Origin of the sequence: Streptomyces sp. NPDC055243, assembly GCF_044544025.1 — a bacterium.
Taxonomy (GTDB): Bacteria; Actinomycetota; Actinomycetes; order Streptomycetales; family Streptomycetaceae; genus Streptomyces.
Window position 1 is genome coordinate 455,483 of sequence record NZ_JBITWR010000003.1, and the last position, 23,450, is coordinate 478,932.

The 23,450-nt window shown below is 72.4% G+C and carries 18 protein-coding genes and 1 pseudogene; 8 read left to right on the top strand and 11 right to left on the bottom strand.

What is annotated here, in order from left to right; all coding sequences use genetic code 11:
• Positions 1-36 precede the first annotated feature (36 nt).
• The 3 genes from ACIGXX_RS11880 to ACIGXX_RS11890 form a co-directional block, all read right to left on the bottom strand.
• Entirely contained in the window at positions 37-1,473 is a 1,437-nt protein-coding gene (locus ACIGXX_RS11880) for an MFS transporter (RefSeq protein ID WP_366462105.1), read from the bottom strand.
• 127 nt (positions 1,474-1,600) lie between these two features.
• Positions 1,601-2,791, bottom strand: a complete 1,191-nt coding sequence (locus ACIGXX_RS11885) for a lipid-transfer protein (protein ID WP_351159859.1) — start codon at positions 2,789-2,791, stop codon at positions 1,601-1,603.
• Positions 2,792-2,814: 23 nt separating this feature from the next.
• Positions 2,815-5,001, bottom strand: a complete 2,187-nt coding sequence (locus tag ACIGXX_RS11890) for an acyl-CoA dehydrogenase (protein WP_399974951.1) — start codon at positions 4,999-5,001, stop codon at positions 2,815-2,817.
• 238 nt (positions 5,002-5,239) lie between these two features.
• On the opposite strand from ACIGXX_RS11890, the gene ACIGXX_RS11895 reads away from it, so the two are divergent.
• The 5 genes from ACIGXX_RS11895 (at position 5,240) to ACIGXX_RS11915 (ending at position 11,066) form a co-directional block, all read left to right on the top strand.
• Entirely contained in the window at positions 5,240-6,973 is a 1,734-nt protein-coding gene (locus ACIGXX_RS11895) for an MFS transporter (protein ID WP_366462103.1), read from the top strand.
• A 259-nt stretch (positions 6,974-7,232) separates the two neighbouring features.
• Positions 7,233-7,895: a class I SAM-dependent methyltransferase gene (locus ACIGXX_RS11900; protein WP_351159864.1), complete on the top strand. Its 663-nt coding sequence runs from the start codon at positions 7,233-7,235 to the stop codon at positions 7,893-7,895.
• Positions 7,896-7,917: 22 nt separating this feature from the next.
• On the top strand, positions 7,918-8,925 hold the full coding sequence (locus ACIGXX_RS11905) for an N-acetylmuramoyl-L-alanine amidase (protein WP_399974955.1): 1,008 nt from the start codon (positions 7,918-7,920) through the stop codon (positions 8,923-8,925).
• A 148-nt stretch (positions 8,926-9,073) separates the two neighbouring features.
• Positions 9,074-9,946 (top strand): hypothetical protein, encoded by an 873-nt coding sequence (locus ACIGXX_RS11910; protein ID WP_383818487.1) that lies wholly within the window; start codon positions 9,074-9,076, stop codon positions 9,944-9,946.
• Between the two features lie 109 nt (positions 9,947-10,055).
• The gene (locus ACIGXX_RS11915; RefSeq protein ID WP_383818932.1) at positions 10,056-11,066 is read left to right on the top strand and encodes an LLM class F420-dependent oxidoreductase; all 1,011 of its coding nucleotides are present in this window, start codon (positions 10,056-10,058) and stop codon (positions 11,064-11,066) included.
• 88 nt (positions 11,067-11,154) lie between these two features.
• Here the strand turns inward: ACIGXX_RS11915 and ACIGXX_RS11920 are convergent, their stop codons facing one another.
• Positions 11,155-11,700, bottom strand: coding sequence for a hypothetical protein (locus tag ACIGXX_RS11920; protein WP_351159872.1), 546 nt, complete (start codon positions 11,698-11,700; stop codon positions 11,155-11,157).
• A gap of 114 nt (positions 11,701-11,814) precedes the next feature.
• Here ACIGXX_RS11920 and ACIGXX_RS11925 point away from each other — a divergent pair, with 114 nt between their 5' ends.
• Positions 11,815-12,105 carry a hypothetical protein gene (locus ACIGXX_RS11925; RefSeq protein WP_344521026.1) on the top strand — a complete coding sequence of 97 codons (291 nt, stop codon included), beginning with the start codon at positions 11,815-11,817 and terminating at the stop codon, positions 12,103-12,105.
• A 4-nt stretch (positions 12,106-12,109) separates the two neighbouring features.
• Here the strand turns inward: ACIGXX_RS11925 and ACIGXX_RS11930 are convergent, their stop codons facing one another.
• From ACIGXX_RS11930 to ACIGXX_RS11940, 3 genes are read right to left on the bottom strand one after another with little or no spacing between them, the layout of a single operon-like run.
• Entirely contained in the window at positions 12,110-13,192 is a 1,083-nt protein-coding gene (locus ACIGXX_RS11930; RefSeq protein ID WP_366462100.1) for a prenyltransferase, read from the bottom strand.
• Positions 13,189-13,932: a class I SAM-dependent methyltransferase gene (locus ACIGXX_RS11935; RefSeq protein WP_351159880.1), complete on the bottom strand. Its 744-nt coding sequence runs from the start codon at positions 13,930-13,932 to the stop codon at positions 13,189-13,191. The genes ACIGXX_RS11930 and ACIGXX_RS11935 overlap by 4 nt, the downstream gene beginning before the upstream one ends.
• Positions 13,932-15,329, bottom strand: coding sequence for a glycosyltransferase family 4 protein (locus tag ACIGXX_RS11940; RefSeq protein WP_399974961.1), 1,398 nt, complete (start codon positions 15,327-15,329; stop codon positions 13,932-13,934). The genes ACIGXX_RS11935 and ACIGXX_RS11940 overlap by 1 nt, the downstream gene beginning before the upstream one ends.
• A gap of 221 nt (positions 15,330-15,550) precedes the next feature.
• Here ACIGXX_RS11940 and ACIGXX_RS11945 point away from each other — a divergent pair, with 221 nt between their 5' ends.
• On the top strand, positions 15,551-16,186 hold the full coding sequence (locus tag ACIGXX_RS11945) for a TetR family transcriptional regulator (RefSeq protein ID WP_351159885.1): 636 nt from the start codon (positions 15,551-15,553) through the stop codon (positions 16,184-16,186).
• Positions 16,187-16,681: 495 nt separating this feature from the next.
• Positions 16,682-16,924 (top strand): annotated as a pseudogene (locus ACIGXX_RS11950) (LuxR C-terminal-related transcriptional regulator); the annotation flags it as partial.
• On the opposite strand, the gene ACIGXX_RS11955 reads toward ACIGXX_RS11950, so the two are convergent.
• The 4 genes from ACIGXX_RS11955 to lanKC form a co-directional block, all read right to left on the bottom strand.
• The gene (locus ACIGXX_RS11955) at positions 16,850-18,739 is read right to left on the bottom strand and encodes an ATP-binding cassette domain-containing protein (RefSeq protein WP_399974964.1); all 1,890 of its coding nucleotides are present in this window, start codon (positions 18,737-18,739) and stop codon (positions 16,850-16,852) included. The pseudogene ACIGXX_RS11950 and the gene ACIGXX_RS11955 overlap by 75 nt on opposite strands.
• Entirely contained in the window at positions 18,736-20,463 is a 1,728-nt protein-coding gene (locus tag ACIGXX_RS11960) for an ABC transporter ATP-binding protein (protein WP_351159889.1), read from the bottom strand. Before ACIGXX_RS11960 ends, ACIGXX_RS11955 begins: the two co-directional genes overlap by 4 nt.
• A 155-nt stretch (positions 20,464-20,618) precedes the next feature.
• Positions 20,619-20,741, bottom strand: a complete 123-nt coding sequence (locus tag ACIGXX_RS11965; RefSeq protein ID WP_351159892.1) for a SapB/AmfS family lanthipeptide — start codon at positions 20,739-20,741, stop codon at positions 20,619-20,621.
• 45 nt (positions 20,742-20,786) lie between these two features.
• Positions 20,787-23,414, bottom strand: a complete 2,628-nt coding sequence (gene lanKC / locus ACIGXX_RS11970; RefSeq protein WP_351159894.1) for a class III lanthionine synthetase LanKC — start codon at positions 23,412-23,414, stop codon at positions 20,787-20,789.
• Positions 23,415-23,450 lie beyond the last annotated feature (36 nt).

The window sequence follows — 23,450 nt, forward strand, 5'->3', positions numbered from 1 at the left end:
GAGCACCGCCCAGCACCGGCTCCGCCGACTCCGTCCTCAGACGCGGGACGAGCTGACCCGCCCGTCCCGCGGCATCCACAGCAGCAGCACGAGCACCCCCACCAGCAGAATGCACCCACTGGTGCGGAACGCCATCGCGTACCCGGCCGTCAGCGCCTCCGGCGTGGTCGAGCCCCCCATCCGCGAGGCGGAAACCGTCGAGAGCACCGCAAGGCCCAGCGCCCCGCCCATCGTCCGCGACGTGTTGATGAGACCGGAGACGAGCCCCGCGTCCCCGGGCTCCGCCCCGGACGTGCCCAGCGACGCCAGCGGCGTCGTGGCGAGCCCCGCGCCGAACATCATCACGATGCCGGGCAGCATGATCGAGGTGACGTAAGCGCCGTCGGCGGTCATCAGGGACTGCCAGCCGAACCCCGCCGCCGCCACCAGAATCCCGAGCACGGACACGTTCTTCGCGCCCAGCACCCGCATGATCCGCGGCGCCAGCTTCGAGCCGATGACGATCGTCAGGGACGAGGGGATCAGCGCGAGGCCCGCCTTCAACGCCGAGTAGCCCAGGACGTTCTGCGCGTACAGCGTCATGAAGAACCACATGGCGAACATCCCGCCGCCGCACACGAACATCGCCGCGTTCGCCGCCGAGACCGACCGCACCCGGAACAGCTTCAGCGGCATCAGCGGAACCTTCGTACGCGCCTCGACCAGGAGGAACAGGCCGAGCAGCAGGAGCCCCGCGGCCAGCGGCACCAGGGTCGCCGAAGCGGTCCAGCCCTTCTCCTCCGTCTGCACGATCCCGTACGCGAGCGTCGCGAGCCCCGCCGTCACGAGCACCGCGCCCGGCACGTCCAGGCGGCGCGCCTCACCGGCCCGGCTCTCGGTGAGCCAGGCGACGCCCGCGACGACGACGAGGACGCCGATCGGCACGTTGATCAGGAGCACCCAGCGCCAGGAGAGCAGGTCGGTGAGGACCCCGCCGACGAGACCGCCCGCGGCCCCGCCGCCCGCGCCCACCGCCGACCAGGTCGCGATCGCCCGTATCCGGGCGGGCCCCTCGGGCACCGCCGAGGTCAGGATCGTCAGGGTCGAAGGGGCCAGGACCGCCGCGCCGAGCCCCTGCACCGCCCGCGCCACGAGCAGCTGCCACTCGGCCTGCGCGAGACCGCCCGCGAGCGAGGCCACCGTGAAGAGGCCGAGCCCGACCAGGAACATCCGCTTGCGGCCGAAGAGGTCGCCGGCCCGCCCGCCGAGCAGCATGAAGCCCGCGAAGGCGATCGAGTAGGCGTTGACCACCCATTGCAGTCCGACGGCGCTCATGCCCAGGTCGGACCGCATGGAGGGCAGCGCGGTGTTCACCACCGACACGTCCAGGACGACCAGGAACTGCCCCGCGCAGGCGGCGAGCAGCACCGCCCAGACGGGTGCGGACTTCCGCGAGGGGGCGGCTATGTAAGTGTCAGGGGGCGTCTGGACCATGACGGGCATGCTCTCAGGGATTGCGTGCCCCGTGCATCGGGGTTTCGACGCAAAGGTCCTCGGCCGTGGGACCTAGGTCTTCGGACCATCGCCCCCGTCCCCTCCCCCTCCCTTCCCCACTCGTTCCTCACCCCTTCCTCAGCAGCGTCACCACCGCCGCCCCGCCGAGACCGATGTTGTGCGCGAGTCCCACCCGCGCCCCCGCCACCTGCCGCGCCCCGGCGTCCCCCCGCAACTGCCAGGTCAGCTCGGCCACTTGGGCGATGCCGGTCGCGCCGAGCGGGTGCCCCTTGGAGATCAGGCCGCCGGAGGGGTTCACCACCCAGCGCCCGCCGTACGTCGTCGCCCCGCTCTCGACCAGCTTCCCGGACTCCCCCGCCGCGCACATGCCGAGCGCCTCGTACGTGAGGAGCTCGTTGACGGAGAAGCAGTCGTGCAGCTCGACCACGTCGACGTCCTCGATGCCGAGGCCCGACCTCTCGTACACCTGCCGCGCCGCCGCCCTCGACATCGGCTGCCCCACGACGTCGATGCACGAGCCGGAGTCGAAGGACTCCCCCGTGTCGGTCGTCATCGCCTGCGCCGCGATCTCCACGGCGCGCTCCTGAAGCCCGTGCCGCTCCACGAACCTCTCCGACACCACCACCGCGGCGGCCGATCCGTCCGAGGTCGGCGAGCACTGGAGCTTGGTGAGCGGGCGGTGGATGGTCTTGGCGGCGAGGATCTCGTCGACCGTGTACTCGTCCTGGAACTGGGCGTACGGATTGTGCACCGAGTGCCGGTGGTTCTTGGCGCCCACCGCGGCGAGCTGCGCCTGAGTCGTGCCGTACTTCTCCATGTGCTCGCGCGCCGCGTCGCCGAAGATCTGGGCGGTGGGCGGGGTCATCTCGAAGCCGTGCCGTGCGGCCATCACGCCGTAGTGCCGGGCCACGGGGGACGTCTTGAAGTCGCCGCCGTCGCTGCCGCCGCCCAGCGCGCCGCGCGCCATCTTCTCGAAGCCCAGCGCGAGCACGCAGTCGTTGACGCCGCCCTCGACGAACTGCCGCGCCATCATCAGCGCGGTCGACGCCGTCGCGCAGTTGTTGTTCACGTTGTAGACGGGCACACCGGTCAGGCCCAGTTCGTACACCGCCCGCTGGCCCGCCGTCGACGCCTGGAAGCAGTACCCGACCGGGACCTGCTCCACCTGCTCGTACGCGATTCCGGCGTCGTCCAGCGCCTTGGTGCCGGCCTCCTTCGCCATGTCCCAGTACTGCCAGTCCCGCGTCTCGGGCTTCTCGAACTTCGTCATGCCGACGCCGACTATGTACGCCTTCACTGTCCAGCTCCTCCTAGATGACGCTAGATGACGGGGCGGGGCTCGGGGTCCCTCGGCAGTCCCAGGAGCCGTTCGGCGACGACGTTCAGCTGCACCTGGGTGGTCCCGCCCGCGATGGTCAGACAGCGCGACATCAGGAAGCCGTGCAGCGCCCGCTCCCCGGCGCCCTCGCGCACCGCGCCCGCCGGGCCGAGCAGCTCCAGGGCAAGCTCGGCGACCTTCTGCTGGTGCGGGGTCTGCACGAGCTTGCGGACGGAGGCCCCGGCCCCCGGTTCCGCGCCCGCCAGCTGCCGCAGCGTCGTCCGCAGGCCGATGCAGGCCAGTGCGTGCGCCTCGGCGGCGAGCGCGCCGATCCGCGCGCGGCAGGCGCCGTCGAGGCCGGCGGCGCGCCCGATGAGCGCCTCCAGGCCGGTGTCGAAGGTCAGCTGGTCGGCCATGTGGACGCGTTCGTTGCCCAGCGTGTGGCGCGCGACCCGCCAGCCGTCGTTCACCTCGCCGACGACCGCGTCCGCGGGCAGCAGGACGTCGTCGAAGTAGACCTCGTTGAAGAGGGAGTCCCCGGTGATCTCCTTCAGCGGGCGGATGTCGACACCCTCGGCCCGCTTCATGTCGACGAGGAAGTACGTCAGGCCCTTGTGCTTGGGGGCGTCGGGGTCCGTGCGGGCGAGGAGGATGCCGTGGTCCGCCCACTGCGCCGCGCTCGTCCACACCTTCTGGCCGTTGATCAGCCAGCCGTCCTCGACCCGCTCGGCCCTCGTGCGCAGCGCGGCCAGGTCCGAGCCCGCGCCGGGCTCGCTGAACAGCTGGCACCACAGCACCTCGCCCCTGAGTGTCGGCGCCAGGAACCGCTCCTGCTGCTCGCTCGTCCCGTACGCGATGAGCGAGGGCACCACCCAGGTGGCGATCCCGAGATCGCTGACGCGCACCCCGGCAGCCGCCAACTCCTGCTGCACGGCGAGCTGTTGGACGGGGCCCGCGCCGAGTCCGTACGGCTCGGGCAGGTGCGGGGCGGCATAGCCGGTCGGCGCCAGTGCCTTGCGGGCGGCCACCGGGTCGAGCCCCCGGGCCTGCGCGACGGCCTCGCGGGCCCGCTCCCGGTAGGCGTCCGCCTCCCGCGGCAGCCGCATCCGCAGCTCCCGGCGCGCGCCGCCCTCCGCGAGGCGCACCGCCCGCAGCCGGTGCGCGTCGCCGGTGCCGAGCAGCTGCCGGGCAACCAGTGACCTGCGCAGATAGAGATGGGCGTCGTGCTCCCAGGTGAAGCCGATGCCGCCGAGGATCTGGATGGCGTCCTTGGCGCAGGAGTACGCGGCGTCGAGCGCGGACCCGGCGGCGAGCGCGCCGACCAGGCTCCGCACCTCCGGCGACGGATCGTCCGCCGCGCGCGCCGCGTCCCACGCGAGCGCCCGCGCCTGTTCGAGGCGCACCAGCATGTCCGCGCAAGTGTGCTTGACCGCCTGGAACTGCCCGATCGGCCGCCCGAACTGCTCCCGCACCTTCGCGTACGCGGTGGCGGTCTCCAGCGCCCAGGCCGCGACGCCGCACGCGTCCGCCGCGTACACGGCACACGCCAGGTCGCGCACGAGCGCCGCGTCGACGTCGAGCACCCGCCCGGCCGGGACCTCCACCCCGTCCGCCGTGACCTCGGCGGTGGGCCGCGTCGGATCGGCGCCCTCCTGCGTACGCACGGTCAGCTCGGCCGCGTCGACGGCGAGCCACACGGTTCCGCGCGCGGACTCGGCGGCCAGGATCAGCAGGTCGGCGTCCGCGCCGGAGAGCACGGGCGGCGCCGTGCCGTCGAGGACGCAGCCGTCCGCCACGGACACCGCGGTGAGCGTGCCCGCGCCGAGCGCGACGGCGCCGATCCGCTCCCCGGACGCCAGGTCGGCTGCGAGGTCACGGGCACCGGCCCGGTGCAGCACGAGCGAGGCCAGGGAGCTCGCCAGGTAGGGGCCCGGCAGCGCGGCCCGGCCCGCCTCCTCCAGGGCGACGGCGAGGTCCACGAGGTCGCCGCCCCCGCCGCCGTACTCCTCGGGCAGGTGCACCGCGAGCAGCCCCTGTTCGGCGAGGCCGTCCCAGTGGGCGGGCCTGCCGCCGGAGCCCGGCAGGGCGTCGAGCAGTTTGCGTATCTCCTCGGGCGGTACGGCGCGGGCGATCCAGCCGCGCACCGCCGCCGCCAACTCCCGCTGTTCCTGCGTGATTCCGATACCCATGCGCGTCCTCGCCGGTAGCAGCTTCCGGGACGGCGACAGACTAGAACACGTTCCAATCTGACGGAAGGTCAGATACGGGTCCGCTTCTCCCGCGACCGCGGGCCCCCTTAACCAACCGGTTAACAACAGGTCAAGACTTTCCCTCGTACGACATCCGTCGGAATAGTCGCCCCGGGAAACAGGTTCGTCTTGCACGTACCCCTGCCGACACCTGCACCGCCCCCGGAGGCCCCACGTAATGACGCAGCCGACGACCCACCAACGCGGCACCCGCGGAGTCGTCCCCGTACTCGCCTTCGCCGGCATCGTCGTCGCGGTGATGCAGACGCTCCTGGTGCCGGTCATCAAGGACCTGCCGACGCTGCTCGACACCACGCCGTCGAACGCCACCTGGGTCATGACGGCGACCCTGCTCGCGGGCGCCGTGTCGACCCCGATCATGGGCCGCCTCGGTGACCTCTACGGCAAGCGCCGCATGCTTCTGACGAGCCTGGCCGTGATGGTCGTCGGCTCCCTGGTCTGCGGCTTCACCGACGACCTCGTCGTGATGATCGTCGGCCGCGCCCTCCAGGGCTTCGCGATGGGCGCCATCCCGCTCGGCATCGGCCTGATGCGCGACGAGCTGCCCCGCGAGAAGCTCGGCTCCGCGATGGCCCTGATGAGCTCCTCCATCGGCGTCGGCGGCGGCCTCGCGCTGCCGCTCGCGGCACTGACCGCGCAGCACGCCGACTGGCACGCCCTGTTCTTCGGCGCGGCGGGCCTCGGCGTCATATCGATGCTCCTGACCGTCGTCTTCGTGCCCGAGAGCAAGGTGAAGGCGCAGGGCACCTTCGACGTGATCGGCGCGCTCGGCCTCTCCGCGGGCCTCGTCCTCTTCCTCCTGCCCATCACCAAGGGCAGCGACTGGGGCTGGACCTCGGGCCTGACCCTCGGCCTGTTCGGCGCGGCGGCGCTCGTCCTGGTCCTGTGGGGCGTGATGGAGCTGCGCCTCAAGGCGCCGCTGGTGGACCTGCGCACGACGGCACGCCCCGCGGTCCTGTTCACCAACCTGGCCTCGATCATGGTCGGCGTCGCGTTCTACGCCATCTCGCTCGTCCTGCCCCAGCTGCTCCAGCTCCCGACCGCCACCGGCTACGGCCTCGGCCAGTCCATGGTCGTCGCGGGCCTGTGCGTGGCACCGCTGGGCCTGACCATGATGTTCACGGCCCCGGTCTACGCCCGCCTCTCGGCGAAGTACGGCCCGAAGGTGACCCTCATCCTCGGCATGCTGATCATCGCGATCGGCTACGGCGCGGGGCTCGGCCTGATGAGCGCCGCCTGGCAGACGATCATCATCGCGGTGGTCGTGGGCGCGGGCATCGGCCTGGCCTACTCCTCGCTCCCGGCCCTGATCATCGGCGCCGTGCCCCCTTCGGAGACGGGCGCGGCGAACGGCCTCAACACCCTGATGCGCTCGATCGGTACGTCCGTGTCGAGCGCCGTGATCGGCATGGTCCTCGCCAACACGGCGGACCACGTGGGCGGTGTCGCCATCCCGACCATGACGGGCTTCCGCACGTCCTTCCTGATCGCCACGGGCGCGGTCGCCCTGGGCCTCGTCTTCGCCCTGTTCCTCCCCTCCGCCCGCCGCTCGGTCAAGACCCAGCTCCGGGCCAGCAGCGAGGAGGACGCGAACCTGCGCGCCGCGACGGAGGCGCTCGCCGGCTTCCACGGCCGGGTGCTGAGCCCTTCCGGGGCGCCGGTCGCACGGGCCAAGGTGACGCTGATCGACCGCCGGGGGAAGCAGGCCGGTTCGGCGTTGACGGACGACGGCGGGCGCTACGAGCTGGCGGTGCCGGGCGACGGTTCGTACGTCCTCGCGGCAACGGCCGCGGGCCATGCCCCGCTCGCCTCGGCGGCGGCGCACCGCGGGGACGACCGCGCGGTGGAGATGGACCTTCTGCTGCCGGGCGGGAGCGACGTGCTGGCGTAAGCGACGGGAAGCGCCGGACGGGCCGAAAGATCCCACCCCTGACCGGGGTGAATCCTTCGGCCCGTCCGGCGTTCGTGGACGGACTCGGCGGAGCCGGTGTCGGGCAAACTCCCTGGACAGCCCCGCCTCCATGAACGGCCGGGCCATGCGGCAGCATGGGGCGGCCCACAGTCGGGCCTCATCGCAGTCCCGACCTCACCGCATTCCCCGCTTCACCGCATTCCCGACCCCACCGCGTTCACGACCGGGAGGAACCCCCATGGCCGCCCCCGCCCCCGCCGCCCCTCAGCCGGAGATCCTCGCCGCCTTCGAAGCGGCCAAGGGATTCATGCCCGCCGACGAGGGCCTTGCCCTGTACGCGGCGGCGGCACAAGCGGCGGCGCTCGGTCTGCCGCTCCTGGAGGTCGGGACGTACTGCGGCCGCTCCACGATCCTGCTCGCCGACGCCGCACGCCGGGCGGGTGTCACGGCGATCACGGTGGACCACCACCGCGGCAGCGAGGAGCAGCAGCCGGGCTGGGAGTACCACGACCCGGCGACGGTCGACCCGGAGCTCGGCCGGATGGACACGCTCCCCACCTTCCGCCGCACGCTCCACCACGCGGGCCTGGAAGAGCACGTGATCGCGATCGTCGGCCGCTCGCCGCAGGTGGCGAAGGCGTGGGGCGGACCGCTCGGTCTGGTCTTCATCGACGGCGGCCACACGGACGAGCACGCGAGTGGCGACTACGAGGGCTGGGCCCCGCACATCGCCGACGGCGGCCTGCTCCTGATCCACGACGTCTTCCCGGACCCGGCGGACATCATGACCGGCCAGGCACCGTACCGCGTCTACCTCAGGGCACTGGAGTCCGGCGCTTTCACCGAGGTCTCGGCAACCGACTCGCTGCGCGTCCTGCGGCGAACGGGAGCGGGGATCTGACCTCGCGGTTAGAGTCGCTCTCGTGTCGTACGTAGGTCCGGACAGCCAGCCCCCACGCCCGCCCCGCCGTTTCACCGGCGGCCCCCTCACCGTGACGCTCGCCGCGCTGGTGCCGACGTGCCTGGCGGGGTGGCTCATTTACGAGGCGACGAGCGGCCCCGGGGGCAGCGAGCCGCCGAGATCGCTCCCCGCCACGAGCCAGTCCGCGCAGGGTTCGTCGTCCCCCCAGCCGTCCCCGTCGACGTCCGGGAAGGACGACAAGGACGAGAAGGGGAAGGGCGACGAGGCCGACGGCAAGGCGAGTGACGAACCGAGCACGACGAAGCCTCCGTCGTCGGGCCGCCCCGCCGCGTCCGGTCCCCTCAAGGGCAAGGTCGTCGTCGTCGACCCCGGCCACAACACCGGCAACGGCAGGCACACGGCCGAGATCAACCGTCTGGTGAACGTCGGCACGCACCGCAAGGAGTGCGACACCACGGGCACCTCCACCAACCACGGTTACACCGAGGCCCAGTTCACCCTCGACGTCTCGCGCCGCCTGCGCACGCTGCTCGAGAAGCAGGGCGCCACGGTCAAGTTCACCCAGGACGGCGACCGCCCCTGGGGCCCCTGCGTCGACGAGCGCGCCCGCATCGGCAACGACGCCCACGCCGACGCCGTCGTCTCCGTGCACGCCGACGGCTCGGGGTCGGGCAACCGTGGCTTCCATGTGATCCTGCCCGCATCGGTGAAGTCCGGCGCCGCGGACACCTCCAAGATCGTCGTCCCGTCACGCGACTTGGGCGAGCGCATCGCGGGCAAGTTCCTGCTCGCGACGGGCAGCGCCCCGTCCAACTACATCGGTGACGGCACGGGACTCGACGTACGCAAGGATCTGGGCGGCCTGAACCTCTCCACCGTCCCCAAGGTGTTCATCGAGTGCGGGAACATGCGGGACGCGAAGGACGAGGCGTTGCTCACGAACGGCGCCTGGCGGCAGAAGGCGGCGCGGGGGATCTCGGACGGAATCGTGAGCTTTCTGCGGGGATAACGGGTCGGTAGCTCTTTATGCCGAGCAGACACCCCACCCGTGCGAACGATAATGTCCTCCGTACGATGGGGGGCCATCCCCGCGCTCCGCGCCGCGACCTGGGGCGAGCGACGCCTCCACCGACGAGACGACTTACGAAGGACCTGAAGTGAATATCCGCTCTCTCACTCGAGGCGACGGCGTGGTGATCGGGGCAGCGGTGTTGCTCTTCATCGCCTCTTTCCTCGACACCCTTGACGCCGACGGCGGCGACAGCGACAAGCTCCCCAACGCATGGGAGAACGGCAACCTGCTGCTGAGCGTGTACCTGCTCGGCATCATCGGCGCCGCACTCATTGTCGTGGGCCGTGCGCTCCCGCAGCCGCGCAAGGTTGCGGGCCTCGACCTGGGACAGCTCGGCGTTGCCTTCACCATCGCTGCCGCGTGGAGCTCGCTGGGCGCGATCTTCGATGCCGACCAGTCCTACGGCTTCCTGTTCGACAGCGGCCTGAGCGGCGGGGATGGCGGGCCTGACGCCGGTATCGGTCTCATCCTGGGCCTGATCGCCGCCCTGGTCCTGGCCGCCGCCGCGGTCACGACGGCGCTGGTGCCTGCCCTGAAGGCCCCCCTCATGGGCGCCCCCCGCCCCGCCGCCCCCCAGCCCTACGGCGGCCAGCCGCAGGGTGGGTACGGGTACCCCGGTGCGCAGGGTCAGCCGCAGCAGGGCCAGCCGTACGGCTCACAGGCCGGTCAGCCGCAGCAGGGTCAGCCCTACGGCGCCCAGCCGGGTCAGCCGCAGCCGGGGCAGCAGACGCCGCCTCCCGGGCAGGCGCAGGCCACCGGTGACTTCTCGCCGTTCTGGTTCGCCGTGCCGGTGCCGCGTCCGCTGTACGCGGAGGACGGTTCGCCGACGCCGATCGCCGAACTGGCGCCCGGCACCTGGTACTTGGCCGTCGAGCAGCGCGGTCCCGGCCTGGTGGCCCAGACGCAGGACGGCCGTCGCGGCGTGCTGCAGGACACCACGGGGATTCAGCGCGGCTGATCTCCGACGCACCTCGCGGCCCCTCGCCCTTCCGGGCGGGGGGCCGTTGTCGTACAGTCGCCACCTCGCGTCGAACTGACGACTCGTCAGAATGAATCGGGGTATGGGCATGCGCCTGGGACTCGCACTCGGCTACTGGGGGCGCGGCCCCGATCCCGGGCACGTGGAGCTCGCCCAGGAGGCGGAGCGGCTCGGCTACGACTCCGTGTGGACGGCGGAGGCGTGGGGCTCCGACGCCTTCACTCCCCTGACCTGGATCGCGGCGCAGACCTCACGGATCAAGCTGGGCACGGCGGTCGTGCAGATGGCGGCGCGCTCGCCCGTGACGACCGCGATGCACGCACTGACCCTGGACCACCTGTCCGGTGGGCGGATGATGCTCGGGCTCGGGCTTTCGGGGCCGCAGGTGGTGGAGGGGTGGTACGGCAGGGCGTTCCCGAAGTCGCCGCTGACCGCGACGCGGGAGTACGTCGACGTGATCCGCCAGGTGCTGCGGCGGGAGGCCCCGGTCGCCCTCGACGGCCGCTTCCACTCGCACCCGTACCGGGGTGACGACGGCAGCGGTCTTGGCAAACCCCTGAAGCCGATCACGCACCCGCTGCGGGCGGAGCTGCCGGTGCTGCTCGGCGCGGAGGGCCCGAAGAACATCGCCCAGACGGCGCGGATAGCGGACGGCTGGCTGCCTCTCTACTGGTCGCCGATGCGGTCCGACGTGTACGAGGCGTCGCTCGCGGAAGCGCGGGAGGGCTTCATGGTCGCGCCCATGGCGCGGGCGAAGGTCTGCGACGACGTGGCGGAAGGCTTGCTTCCGGTCAAGGCGATGCTGGGGTTCTATATCGGCGGAATGGGGGCCTCCGCGCGAAACTTTCATGCGGATCTGATGGCGCGCATGGGGTTCGAGGAGGAGGCCCGGCGAATTCAGGAGCTGTTTCTGGCGGGGCGCCGGGAAGAGGCGGTCCTGGCGGTGCCGGACCGGTTCGCGGACGAGATCTCCCTGGTCGGCCCCCGGGAACGGATCGCGGAGCGGCTGGAGTTGTGGCGCAAGGGCCCGGTGACGGATCTGCTGGTCCTCGCGCCGGACCGTCATACGTTGCGGGTGCTGGCGGAGCTGAACGGCTGACTCCTCAGCCCGTCCGGCGTTCGGGGACGGACTCGGCACAGCCGGTGATCGACGCAGACAAAGGGTGCGCGAGGCTCCGGAGCCGGGCTCAGCCCTTCGCCAGCTCCCCCGCGGACGGCACCTTGTTCTTGACTTCCGCCCCCGCGCTCTTCCCGGCGTCCTTCACCTGGTTGATGACGTCGTCGAAGGAGTTCACCACCGAGTCCGTGGAGTCGCCCTTGCGGAGCTTCTTGGGGAGATCCTTCAAGGCGTCGATGCCCGCGGTCAGCGGAGCCACCGCCTTGGACAGCGTCGGGTCGCCCTTGGCGTTCTTCGTCGCCGCCTTCAGACGGTTGTAGGCGAGCGTTCCCGCGAGCCCGGCCTTGATGAGGGCGAACTTCCGCCCGTCGGCGCCCTTCTTGAACTTCCCGGCCCGGAACGGCTTCACGATCCACTGGTAGGTGGCCCCGGCGGCGATCCCCGCGTTCGCCACGAACCGCGTCTTCGCCCACTTCTGCTTCTCGGCGGAACTGGAGGCCGAGGGCGCCGATGCCGCGTCGGCGTCGTCGTTGCACGCGGTCGCCCCCGCGAGCAGGGCGCCGCACAGCACGGACGCGACGAGGGGCCGGCGGACGGCCGCAGCGGACAGCGACACGGGGACCTCCAGGAGTGGACAGCTCTCCCGGCAGCCTCACCCCTGGCGGCGGGACCCGCCACTCGGGCGAGCCCGTACGGGTTTCAACCGGCCCGATCCCGGTACACGGCTCTTATGTCCACCCGACAAGCACGTGGCAGCACTGCAGCGAGGGTCGTCGTCATCGTCGCGGACGTGATGGCCATCATCCTCGGCCTGTGGATCCTCATGTATCTGTTGGACGCGAACCGCGCCAACGACCTCGTCCAATTCATCCACGACGTGGCCCGCTGGCTGGCCGGCTGGTCCCATGACTTGTTCACCTTCGACGAAGCATGGGCCCGCGTCGTCTGCGGCTACGGCCTGGCGGCTCTCGTGTACGTCTTCGTCGGCCACGCCATAGCGGGCCGTCTCCGCCGCTACTGAGCGCCTACTGGGCCGCCCCGCAGCACTCCGGCGCGAGGCCCACCGGCAGGCGTTCGCCCGAGAACACCGCGCAGGTGGCCTCGTCGCCGCCGAGTGCCGCCACCGCGAGCAGCAGGGAGCCCGCCGTCCATGTCGTCAGTTCCTCGGGCCAGATCGCCTTGTCGTCGAAGACGTAGCCCGTCCAGTAGAGGCCGGACTCCGCGTCCCGCAGGTGCTGGATCGACTGGAGGATCTCCAGGGCCCGGTCGGACTCGCCCAGCACCCACAGGGCCAGGGCGAGTTCGGCGCTCTCGCCGCCCGTCACCCAGTTGTTGGGGATGACGCAGCGCACGCCGAGGTCCGGCACCACGAAGCGGTCCCAGCCCTCCTCCAGGCGGGCCTTGGCCTGCGCGCCCGTCAGCGCGCCGCCGAGGACCGGGTAGTACCAGTCCATCGAGTAGCGGTCCTTGTCCAGGAAGCGCTCGGGGTGGCTGCGTATGGCGTGGGCGAGGGCGCCCGTCGACAGCTCCCAGTCCGGCTGCGGCTCCTCGCGCTGCTCGGCGATCGCCAGGGCGCAGCGCAGCGCCTGGTGGATCGATGAACTGCCCGTCAGGAGCGCCTCGTCGACCGGCTGGCCGCCCGGCTCCCGCTTCCAGCCGATCTGGCCGCCCGGCTGCTGCAGCGCGAGGACGAACTCCACCGCGGCCACCACCGTCGGCCACAGCCGGTCCAGGAACGTGTCGTCGCCGGTCGAGAGGTAGTGGTGCCAGACGCCCACGGCGATGTACGCGCAGAAGTTCGTCTCGCGGCCCCGGTCCGTCACGTCGTGCGGATCGCCGTCGGCGTACGCCGCGTACCAGGACCCGTCCGGATTCTGGTGCCGCGCCAGCCAGTCGTAGGCGCGGGCCGCCGCCGCGTGCTCGCCGGCCGCGTCCAGGGCCATGGCGGCCTCGGTGTGGTCCCACGGGTCCAGGTGGTGGCCGCGGAACCACGGGATCGCGCCGTCCTCGCGCTGGACCGCCAGAATCCCGCGGACCGTCCGGGTGGCCTGATCGGCCGTCAGGACACCGGGCAGGACCAGGTGTTCCGTCCGCTCCGGGCTCGTCACGCGTCGGTCTTCGCGTCGGTCTTCGGCAGGTGCGGCTTCGTCGCGTACGCCACGAAACTCTTGCCCACGACCGGGTTGAGCAGCTGTTCCGCCACCTTCGTGGCCAGCGGTTTCTTCATGATGTCCCAGACCAGGAGCTTGTGGTACGCCCGCACCGGCAGCGCCTTGTCGTTGTCCACGCCGAACGCGCACTTCAGCCACCAGTACGGCGCGTGCAGCGCGTGCGCGTGGTGCGTGCCGTACGGCTTCAGCCCCGCTTCGCGCATCCTGCCGAGCAGTTCGTCCGCCTTGTAGATGCGGATGTGGCCGCCCTCGACCTCGTGGTACGCGTCGCTGAGCGCCCAGCAGATCTTCTCGGGGCCGTAGCGCGGCACGGTGACCGCGATGCGGCCGCCCGGCTTCAGGACGCGGACCATCTCCGCGAGCACGCCCTTGTCGTCGGGGATGTGCTCCATCACCTCGGAGATGATGACGACGTCGAACGAGGCGTCGGGGAAGGGAAGGTTGAGCGCGTCGCCCTCCATGGCGGTGGCGGTCGCGCCGGCCGGCGCCTCGCCCGCCTCCTTCATCGCGGCGAACCACTTGGCGACCTCGCGGATCTCCTCGGCGTTCTGGTCGAGGGCCACCACCTGGGCCCCCCGCCGGTAACACTCGAAGGCGTGCCGGCCCGCGCCGCAGCCCAGGTCCAGGACGCGGTCGCCCGCGGCGAGCGGGAAGCGGGTGAAGTCGACGGTCAGCATCAGCGATGGCTCCCGGAGTACGTCGGGGTGGTGGCCGCGGGGCGGCCGGATTGCGGGGCCGCGATGGGGGTCCCCCCGCGCGAGTTGGTTCGGGCGTGGGGGGCGGCGATCGCCGCGCGGTACAGCTCTGCGGTGCCCTGGGCGGCGCGGGCCCAGGTGAATTTGGCGAGAACACGCTCACGGCCCGCCGCGCCGAGGCGGGCCCGCAGCTCGCGGTCGCCGAGCAGCCGGCTCAGGCCCGCGGCGAGCGCGCCGGGATCGGCGGGCGGCACGGCCAGGCAGGTCTCGCCGTCCGGGCCCGCGACCTCCGGGATCGCGCCGCCGGTCGTGGCGAGCAGCGGCGTGCCCGTCGCCATCGCCTCGGCCGCGGGGAGCGAGAAGCCCTCGTACAGCGAAGGGACGCACGCGACCTCGGCCGAGCGGACCAGGTCCACCAGCTCCTCGTCGGTGATGCCCTTGACGAACTCGATGGCGCCCTGGAGGCCGTACTTCCCGATGGCCTGCGCCACCGGGCCGTCCTCGGCGCGCTTGCCGACGACGACGAGATGGGCGGCCGGGTTCTCGGCGCGGACCTTGGCGAGCGCCTCGACGAGGTAGATCAGGCCCTTGAGCGGGACGTCCGCGCTGGACGTCGTGACGATCCGGCCCGGCACCTCGGCGACCGCCGGGTCCGGCGAGAAGAGGTCGGTGTCGGCGCCGATGTGCACGACGTGGATGCGCTCGTCGCGTACGCCGAGGTGGTCGACAATCTCCTGGCGCGAGGTGCCGGAGACGGTGAGCACGGAGGGCAGGCGGCGGGCCACGCGCTTCTGCATGCGGGTGAACGCGTACCAGCGGCGCACCGACATGCGGCGCCGCCAGCTGGGCGCCGCCTCCAGGTCCAGCCTCCGGTCCACGGTGATGGGGTGGTGGATCGTCGAGACGAGCGGGGCGCCGAGGTCGCCCAACAGGCCGTAGCCGAGTGTCTGGTTGTCGTGCACGACGTCGAACTCGCCCCGCCTGGCCCGCAGATGGCGGCGGGCGCGCAGGCTGAACGTCGCGGGTTCGGGGAAGCCGCCGGTCCACATCGTCGCCACTTCGAGCGCGTCGACCCAGTCGCGGTACTCGTCGCGCTTCGGCGTGCGGAAGGGGTCGGGCGAGCGGTAGAGATCGAGGCTCGGCAGCTCGGTGAGCGTGAGGCCTTCGAGGCCCTCGTCCAGGACGGGGTAGGGCTGCGCGCCGATCACTTCGACGCTGTGGCCCAGGCGGGCCAGCTCGCGCGAGAGGTGCCGCACGTAGACGCCCTGACCCCCGCAGAACGGGTTTCCCTTGTACGTGAGGAGAGCGATGCGCAACGGACGCTCCCCATCGGCGCCCGGCCCCGTCCGGGGGCCCGCCTCCATGGCCTCAGCGGTCACTCTCGGCCCCCTTCTCCCTGCGGTTGTCCGCGAGGTTACGCCGGGACGGTAATCTAGAACAAGTTTCAGACTTGATCGTTGAATGATCGCTGAACGAGCTTTGAATCTACCGGCAGGTAGCCGCGCTGTAAGGCCCGGATCAGGTGATTCGCGCCACGGCTGGCCCCCTGCCATGCTGGCCCACCACCTCACCGGACCGGGACGACGGAACAACGGGACCTATGACAGCGGAAGCCAAGGCAGCGGAAGTCGCAGCAGCTGATCCGGCGTCGCCGCCCCTGACCGAACGGCAGGAGGCGCGCCGCCGCCGCATCCTGCACGCCAGCGCCCAACTCGCGAGCAGGGGCGGGTTCGACGCGGTGCAGATGCGCGAGGTCGCGGAGTCCTCCAGCGTGGCCCTGGGCACGCTGTACCGCTACTTCCCCTCCAAGGTGCATCTCCTGGTCGCCACCATGCAGGACCAGCTCCAGCACATGCACACGACGATCCGTAAGCGCCCGCCCGCGGGCGAGACGCCCGCCGAGCGGTGCGCCGAGACGCTGATGCGGGCCTTTCGCGCCCTGCAGCGCGAGCCGCATCTGGCGGACGCGATGGTCAGGGCGCTGACCTTCGCCGACCGTTCCGTGAGCCCCGAGGTGGACACGGTCTCGCGGCTGACCACGGCGATCATCCTGGACGCGATGGGCCTGGCGGAAGCGCCGACCCCCGAGCAGCTCTCGGCGGTCCGGGTCATCGAACACACCTGGCACTCCGCGCTGATCACCTGGCTCTCGGGCCGTGCGTCGATCGCACAGGTCAAGATCGACATCGAGATGGTGTGCCGCCTGATCGACCTGACGTCTCCTGATACCGCATAGAGCTTCGCGTATTGCCCGGAACCGCCCGGTCCACACCCCCTGAATCGGGGCACGGGGGGCGCACGCGCGCCTGGCAATTGCGCCCCTGAGCCTCTCCTGGTCCCGCTTGGCCAGTTCTCGCATCCGTACGGGCCGTCGGCGCCGCTATGAATGGTCTACGTGCTGAATGAAGCGACCGGGACCGAAATAGGCGGAGACCTGGAGGAGCGAGACGTGATCCGGGTACTTCTCGTGCACGACGCCTGTCTGTTGCGATCGGCTCTGGCGGAACGCCTCGCCCGTGAGCCGGATCTGGAGGTGTCCCATGCACCGTGGCACAACGTCCGCGAACGAACCGTCGCGGTGCGTCCCGACGTCTGTGTGGTCGACCCCGACGGCGACACGGCGTACGCGTCCGTCGAGTTCGGGGAGCAGTCCCATCCGGTCAGCGGCGGGCTCGGCAGCCCGCTCCTCGTCCTGGTCTCCGGGAGCCGGCCAGGGCTGCTCCGGCGCTGCATGGAGGCGGGCGCCCTCGGCTATGTGGACAAGGCGAGCCCACCGGACCGGCTGCTCACCGGGATAAGACAGGTGGCGGCGGGCCTGCGGTTCGTGGACGAGTCCCTGGGTTTCGGCTTCCTGAAGGCCGCTCAGATGCCGCTCACGCACCGGGAGTTGATGGTGCTGTCACTCGCCGCCGGCGGCGCGCCCGTCGCCGAGATCGCGCACCGCCTGCATCTGACCAACGGCACGGTGCGCAACTACATGGCCGCCATCACCCGCAAGACGGGGGCCCGCAACAGGATCGACGCCATACGGATCTCGCGCGGGGAGGGCTGGGTGTGACGCCCTGTCCTTGGGGTCGGCGGGGCTCCAGTTGCCGGAGAGTTCGCGGTAGAGCGAGGAACTCTCCAGCAGTTCCTCGTGGCCGCCGCACAGGGTGTGCGTCCCGTCCATCACCAGGATCCGGTCAGCGCGGCGGGCCGAGCTGATGCGGTGGGCGATCACCACGAGGGTGCCGCCGGGCCGCGCCGCGAACGCCCGCTCGGCGCGGGCCTCCGCCACCGGATCGAGGTGGCAGGTGGCCTCGTCGAGCAGGGCGAGGGGCGCATACGAGACATAGGCGCGGGTCAGCGCGACCAGCTGCCGCTCACCGGCGGAGAGCGCGGCGGGGTCGACGGCGGCCTCGAGCCCGCCGAGCCGCTCGATCACGCCACCGAGCCCGACGGCCGACGCGGCGGCCAGCAGCTCCGCGTCGCCGACGGCGTCCGCCCGCAGGTATTCCAGGTTCTCCCGCACCGTCCCGCTGAAGACGTACGCCTCCTGAGGGATCAGCACCCGCCGCCCGACGGCCTCCTGCCCCCGCACCGGCCGCCCGCCCACACGGACCACCCCCTCCCCCGGCTCCAGCAGCCCCGCCACCAGACCGGCCAGCGTCGACTTCCCGATCCCGCTGGGGCCGACGACCGCCAGGTGGCCGCCCTGCGGGACGGTGAGCGTCAGGTCCCGTACGACGGGCTCGGCGAGCGGGCCGTAGGCGAAGGTGACGGAGGAGAGCTGGAGGGCGGGTTCCCCGTCGGGCACGGTCGCCCGCACGCCCTCCGGGTCCGGCTCGGGCGCCCGCGCCCCCGGGGACCACGTCAGGCGGCGCAGCACGATGGCCAGGCGGGAGCCGCTCGTGCCCAGGCCGTTGATCAGGTTGTGCAGGGCCGGGAGCAGGGCCTGGGTGACGTAGGCGATCGCCCCGACCAGGGCGCCCGGTGTCACCCCCTGGTTCAGCAGCCAGGGAGCCGTGACCAGGAGCAGCACGAGCGGGAGCTGGCCGCCGGTCGCGAGGGCCGCCGTGCGCAGGACGCCCCAGCGGGCGAGGGCGCGGGCCGCCGCGTACTCCGTGGCGATACCCCGGTCCAGGTCCTCCGCCACGCCCTGTTCCGCGCCCGCCGCGGCGACGTCCCGCAGCCCCGGCGAGATCGCGCCCAGTTGGCCCGCGATGCCCTCGTCCGCGTCGAGGAACCGCTCCTGGCGCCGGGCCAACGGGCGCAAACTCGCCACGAACAGCGCGACACCGGCGAGGAGAGGCGGCGCGACCACCAGGAGGAGGAGCGGCGCCAGCGAGAACAGGCCGATCAGCGCGCCCACCGCCGTGAAGAGGAAGGAGCGCGAGACGAGGACCAGGCCCGCGAAGGTGTCCCTGGCGATCTCCACCTGCTGGGTGAGCCGGGACACGGACCCCCCGTCCGCGTCCCGCAGCCCCCGGCCGACGACCTGCCGCACCAGGGTGTCCCGCAGCGGCTCCACCAGATCGGCGACCGCGCGGTACACCCGCCCGGTGCCGTACGCGGCCACGACCACGCCGAGCCCGGCCGCCCCGAGCCACCCCAGGCCGACCGACTCGCGCCCCGCGAGGAACCCGTCGTCCAGGGCTCTGGCCAGGGCGTACCCGGTGAGGAAGGTCTGCCCGGTCTCCAGTACGGACCAGAGGGCGAGCCGCAGCACGACCGGCCACCTGCGCCGCAGGAAGCGGACGCCCCGGCGGTAGGGGCCCCGCGGGGGCCCGCCGAAGGCCTGTCCCTTCACGCGCCGAACACCTCCCGGTACTCCGGCCGCTCCCACAGCTGCGCGTGCGTCCCCACCGCCCTGATCCGGCCTTCGTGCAGCCAGGCCACCGTGTCCGCGCGGGCCGCCGTCGCCGCACGGTGGGCGATGATCAGGCGGCTGCGGTGCGGGGTGTGGTGGAGCACGGCCTCGGCGATGTGGTGTTCCGTCACGGTGTCCAGGCTCGACATCGCGTCGTCCAGGATCAGGATGCGCCCGCCCCGCGCGAACGCCCGCGCCAGGCCGAGGCGTTGGGCCTCGCCTCCGGAGAGGGGCGCCTCCCCGCAGGGCGTGGCGTAGCCGCCGGGGAGGCGGGTGATGAAGGGGTCCGCGTGGGCGGCGCGGGCGGCCTCGCGGATGCGGGGCGGTGCCGGGCGCGGTGCTCCGAAGCCGATCGTGTCCTCCAGGGTCGTGCCGAGCAGCGCGGGCCGCTCGAAGGCGTAGCCCACCTCGCGGCGCAGCTCCTCGCGGCTGAGGGCGCGCAGGGGGACGCCGTCGAGTCGTACGTCCCCTTCGTCGGGGTCGGCGAGGCGGCCGGCGACGGACGCCAGAAGGGACTTGCCCGCGCCGGAGCGCCCGACCACGGCGAGCGTGCCTCCGGCGGGCACGGTCAGGTCGACGCCGTCGAGCACGGTGCGCCCGCCCCGGGTCACCTTGACCCCTCGTATCTCCAACTTCCCGTCGCCCGGCGGGAGTTCCTCGTCCCCGTACGCGGTCGCGGGCTCCGCGAGCACCTCCCCCAGGCGCCGCGCCGCGGCCCTGGCCCGGACCAGCGCTCCCAGCTGTCCGACGAGCATGCCGATGCCGGTGGCGAGCACCGCGTACCGGGAGGCGGCCAGCAACTCGCCGACGCTGATGCGATCTTGGACCACCAGGTGGCCCGCCACCGCGACGACCGCGATCTGCAGGAGGGGCGCGACCGCGACGGCCTGCGCCTGGGAGCGGCCCTGGACCCGCCACATCCGGTGTCCCTGACGGGAGAGTTCGGGCAGCGCCCCCAGGACGCGCCCCGCCTCCTTCTCCTCGGTGCGCGCGGCCGCGATGGTCCTGGCCCCGCCGATCGCCTCGCCCAGGCGCCCCGCGATGTCACCCTGGACCTGCTGGTAGCGCGCCACGCAGTCGGACGAGACGCGCACGAACGCCCGCAGGAGCAGGACGAGGACGGGCGCCCCGACGACGAACACCACGGCGAGCCGGCCGTCGATCAGGGCGAGGGCCACCACGGCGCCGACGGGCGCGACCAGGGCGGCGCCGAGCGCGGCGAGGGTGGCGGGCGCGACGCCCGCGTGTGCCGCGTTGTCGATGAGGCGGGCCACCAGGTCGCCGGGGGCGAAGCGCGCGGTGGCGCGGGGCCCGACGGCAAGCACATGGCGTCCGACACGGCCGCGCAGCCAGGCCGTGGTGCGGGCGTTGGTGGTTCCGGTGAGGACGCCGTCGCAGGCGTCCAGGAGCGCGCTCGCTGCGATGAGCGCCGTGCACACGAGGAGCCAGCGGGTGGCGTCGGCGCCGACGTGGCCGGCCGCGTGCCCGGCGAGGACGGCGTCGAGGGCGCGGCCGATCGCGAACGGCAGGAGGAGGCTCGCGCCCGCTCCCGCGACGCTGCACAGCGCCAGGGCCGCGCAGCGGGCGGCGCTGTAGCGGGTCGCGGCCTTCAACAGGCCCGCGTCGTGGTCGGGTCGGGGAGGCCGGGTGGTCGTGGTCGCCATGCGGTCCGGGTCCTCGCAGTCCTCGTGTCCGTGGCGGAGTGGCCGTGGCGGCCGTCCGTGACGGGTGTCCGTGGCATCGATGGATCCGGGCGGTGCCTCTGGATGAGGCCCCGCCCGGTCCCTCACGAACCGTGCCGATCAGGCACGGGTCGGCGTCACAGACAGAGCAGCACGCTCGCGTCGCTCCAGCACAGCAGCAGGCTCACCTGGCTGCCGCCACCGCCGCCGCCACCGGTCATCTCGTCGGACTCCATGCTCTGCAGGTCGAGAAGCGCCATGATCTTCCCTCTCATTTGGGGACGCAATTGTCCTTATGGGTGGTGTCACGACCCCGCTGGGTGGCGGGACCGGCTCTGGGGCCGCCTGAGCGGCGGCAGGAAGGGGACGTGTGCTCCGCCGTCCCCCAGGGCGGCGGCGAGCGCGAGGAGGCAGCCCGCCGTTCCGGTGTGCAGGTCCATGGACAGGCGCAGCATCTGGTGTCCGGGGAAGGCGAGTTGGCCCGCGTACGGCATGGCGAACCAGCCGAGTCCCTCGATCTGCGCGGCGACGTCCTCGGGGGTGATGCCGGGCGCGGTGCTGCGGTTGATGTGCAGCAGCAGTCCGGCCCGCCCCTGGAACAGACCCGGCTGTACGCAGAAGCGTGAGCGCGCGGTGGCCAGGATGCCCGGCCGCGCGGCCTCGAACCCGGCGTCGTCCCGGTGCGCGAGGTAGTCGTCGACGACCATCCCGATGCCGACGCTGCCGTCGCCGAGGTAGGGCATCGTGCGCCAGCCCTCGTCCACGCCGAGGCTGCCGTCCGCCCGTGCCACGCACCGGCCGAGGTCGGCGCGCAGGGCCCGCTCCGCCAGGTCGAGGAGCGCGGGGTCGCCGCTCCGCTCGTGGAGCCGCAGGAAGAGGAGTGCGGGACCGGTGGCCCCGTGCAGCAGTCCGGCCCGTGGCCGCCCCTTCGGGGGGCTCTCGGAGGTCAGCCGCTCGCCGATCAACTCGGCGGCGCGTAGGGCGTGTTGGGCCAGTTCTTCCTCGCCGGTGCTGTGCGCGAGGGAGTCGAGGGCGAGGCCGAGTCCGGCCAGGCCGCCGTCCAGGTCGGAGGGGAGCCGCTGCCAGTTCTCCCGCAGGACGAGCTCCATCAGGTCGAGCGCGCGGGTGCGGTGACCGAGCCGGTCCAGTACGTGGGCGATGCCCGCGAGGCCGTTGTTGAGCCCGAGCGGCGTGCCGGGCGGGGCGGGTTCGGTGTGCTTGAGGAGCCAGCGCTCGCCCTCCTCGTAGCGTTCGGCGCCGCTCTCGGCGAGGGCGAGCAGCACTCCGGCGGCGCCGTGCGCGAGTCCGAGCCCGCCGCCGTCGGTGAACTGCGCGATGTCGCCGGGGAAGAGCCGGTCGTCGCGCTCCGGGGTGGCCGACGCGAGGATCGCCTTGACCATCGAGTCCCGGCTGTAGGGCCAGTCGGCGACGTCGACGAGCGGCGCGCCCGGCCCTCCGGTCGTCTTGACCGCGCCCTTCGCGCGGGCCTGCTCCTGGCCGCCGCGCTCGATCTCCGCCACCGCATCGGCGAGGAACTCGCCCGGCACATCGGGGAATTGGGACGCGATGACCTCGGCGAGGTGCGCCGCCTTGCCCCGGTCGACGGCGAGCAGGGTGGTGATCGGCAGGAAGAGGGCGAGCCGCAGACAGGCGAGGGCGTAGCGGTCGACGTCCACGCCCTCGCGGTCGGCGGGTGCGATGAACCCGGGGTGGGCCACGACCTGCCGGCCGCCCTCGCCGACCCGTGTCGCCGCCTCGAAGTCGAGGAGGGAGACGGACTGTTCGTCGGGCGCGACCATGATGTTGAACATGTGGAGGTCGTTGAAGACGACGCCCCGCTCGTGCACGGCCGCGACGGCCTCCTCGACGGCGCGGTGCATCCGCAGCGCCCAGGCGGTGTACGTGGCGATCGCGTCGGCGTCCGGCTCGCTGACGAGCAGCGGATGCCGGTCCGCGAAGAAGGAGTTGAGGGTGCGGCCCTCGACGAAGTCCATGACGAGGAAGCGGTGGCCGCCGAGCTCGAACCAGTCGCGCACCTCGGGCGCGACACCGAGGCCCGCCAGCCTCTCGAGCGCGTCCCGCTCGCGCTCCAGGCGGGCCACGGCGTCGGCCCCGTCGGATGCCAGGCCCGCGTGCGGCCGGCCTTCCTTCAGGACGACCTTGCGGCCGTCCCGGGTGTCGGTACCCGCGTAGACCCCGCCGCCGTTGGAGAAGTGCAGCGCCTTCTCCATGCGGTACGGCAGGTCGGTGGTCGTCGTGTTGTTCCGCGCCGCCAGCTGGGACTCCAGGAACGGCGGCAGCTTCACCCACTCGGGGACCCGGAAGGCCGGGTCGCGCGAGTCGGGGACGAGGACGCCCCGGTCGTTCTCGATCGCGGGGACGAGGCTGCCGCGCTCGTTCACGCACATGCGGCGGGTGAAGGCGCCGTACCTGACGTACAACGGGCCCTCCTGCCACCGCAGGTCGGTGAGGATGTAGGGGCCCTCATGCCCTTCGAGCTCGCGGCCCAACTCGGCGAGGATCGCGTGCAGTTGTTCCTCGTCGGCCGGGTAGATCGTGGCGAACTTGCCGCTGCCGTCGCGTCCCGCGTACTTGCTGTTGCGCAGGTGCAGCAGGTGCCGTCCGGCGATGAACTTGAAGGGGACGGAGCGCGGCACGCAGTGGTCCCAGACCGCCGCGGCGATCCGGTCGGCGTTCTCCAGCGTGGCGGACACGTGGATCTTCCAGCCCTGCTGGGGCGCGGGCCGTGCGTGCCCGTCCTCGTCGACGGGGATGAAGGTGAGCCAGTCGCCCTCGCGGGCCGACCGCCATCCCTGCGGGACCGGACGTCCCGCCGTGCCGAACTCGGGGGCGGCCTTGCCCGCGGACAAACGGTCCGGAGTCTCGTAGAAGTACCTGTCGGCCAGACAGTAGACCTCGTACCGCTTGTCCACTGCGTCCCCTCCCCATGTCGTCTGGAGGAGAGATTT

Coding starts and splice junctions, on each gene's coding strand:
- ACIGXX_RS11880 (WP_366462105.1), bottom strand. CDS start 1,473: ATGGTCCAGACGCCCCCTGACACTTACATAGCCGCCCCCTCGCGGAAG.
- ACIGXX_RS11890 (WP_399974951.1), bottom strand. CDS start 5,001: ATGGGTATCGGAATCACGCAGGAACAGCGGGAGTTGGCGGCGGCGGTG.
- ACIGXX_RS11895 (WP_366462103.1), top strand. CDS start 5,240: ATGACGCAGCCGACGACCCACCAACGCGGCACCCGCGGAGTCGTCCCC.
- ACIGXX_RS11900 (WP_351159864.1), top strand. CDS start 7,233: ATGGCCGCCCCCGCCCCCGCCGCCCCTCAGCCGGAGATCCTCGCCGCC.
- ACIGXX_RS11915 (WP_383818932.1), top strand. CDS start 10,056: ATGCGCCTGGGACTCGCACTCGGCTACTGGGGGCGCGGCCCCGATCCC.
- ACIGXX_RS11925 (WP_344521026.1), top strand. CDS start 11,815: ATGTCCACCCGACAAGCACGTGGCAGCACTGCAGCGAGGGTCGTCGTC.
- ACIGXX_RS11935 (WP_351159880.1), bottom strand. CDS start 13,932: ATGCTGACCGTCGACTTCACCCGCTTCCCGCTCGCCGCGGGCGACCGC.
- ACIGXX_RS11945 (WP_351159885.1), top strand. CDS start 15,551: ATGACAGCGGAAGCCAAGGCAGCGGAAGTCGCAGCAGCTGATCCGGCG.
- ACIGXX_RS11960 (WP_351159889.1), bottom strand. CDS start 20,463: ATGGCGACCACGACCACCCGGCCTCCCCGACCCGACCACGACGCGGGC.
- ACIGXX_RS11965 (WP_351159892.1), bottom strand. CDS start 20,741: ATGGCGCTTCTCGACCTGCAGAGCATGGAGTCCGACGAGATGACCGGT.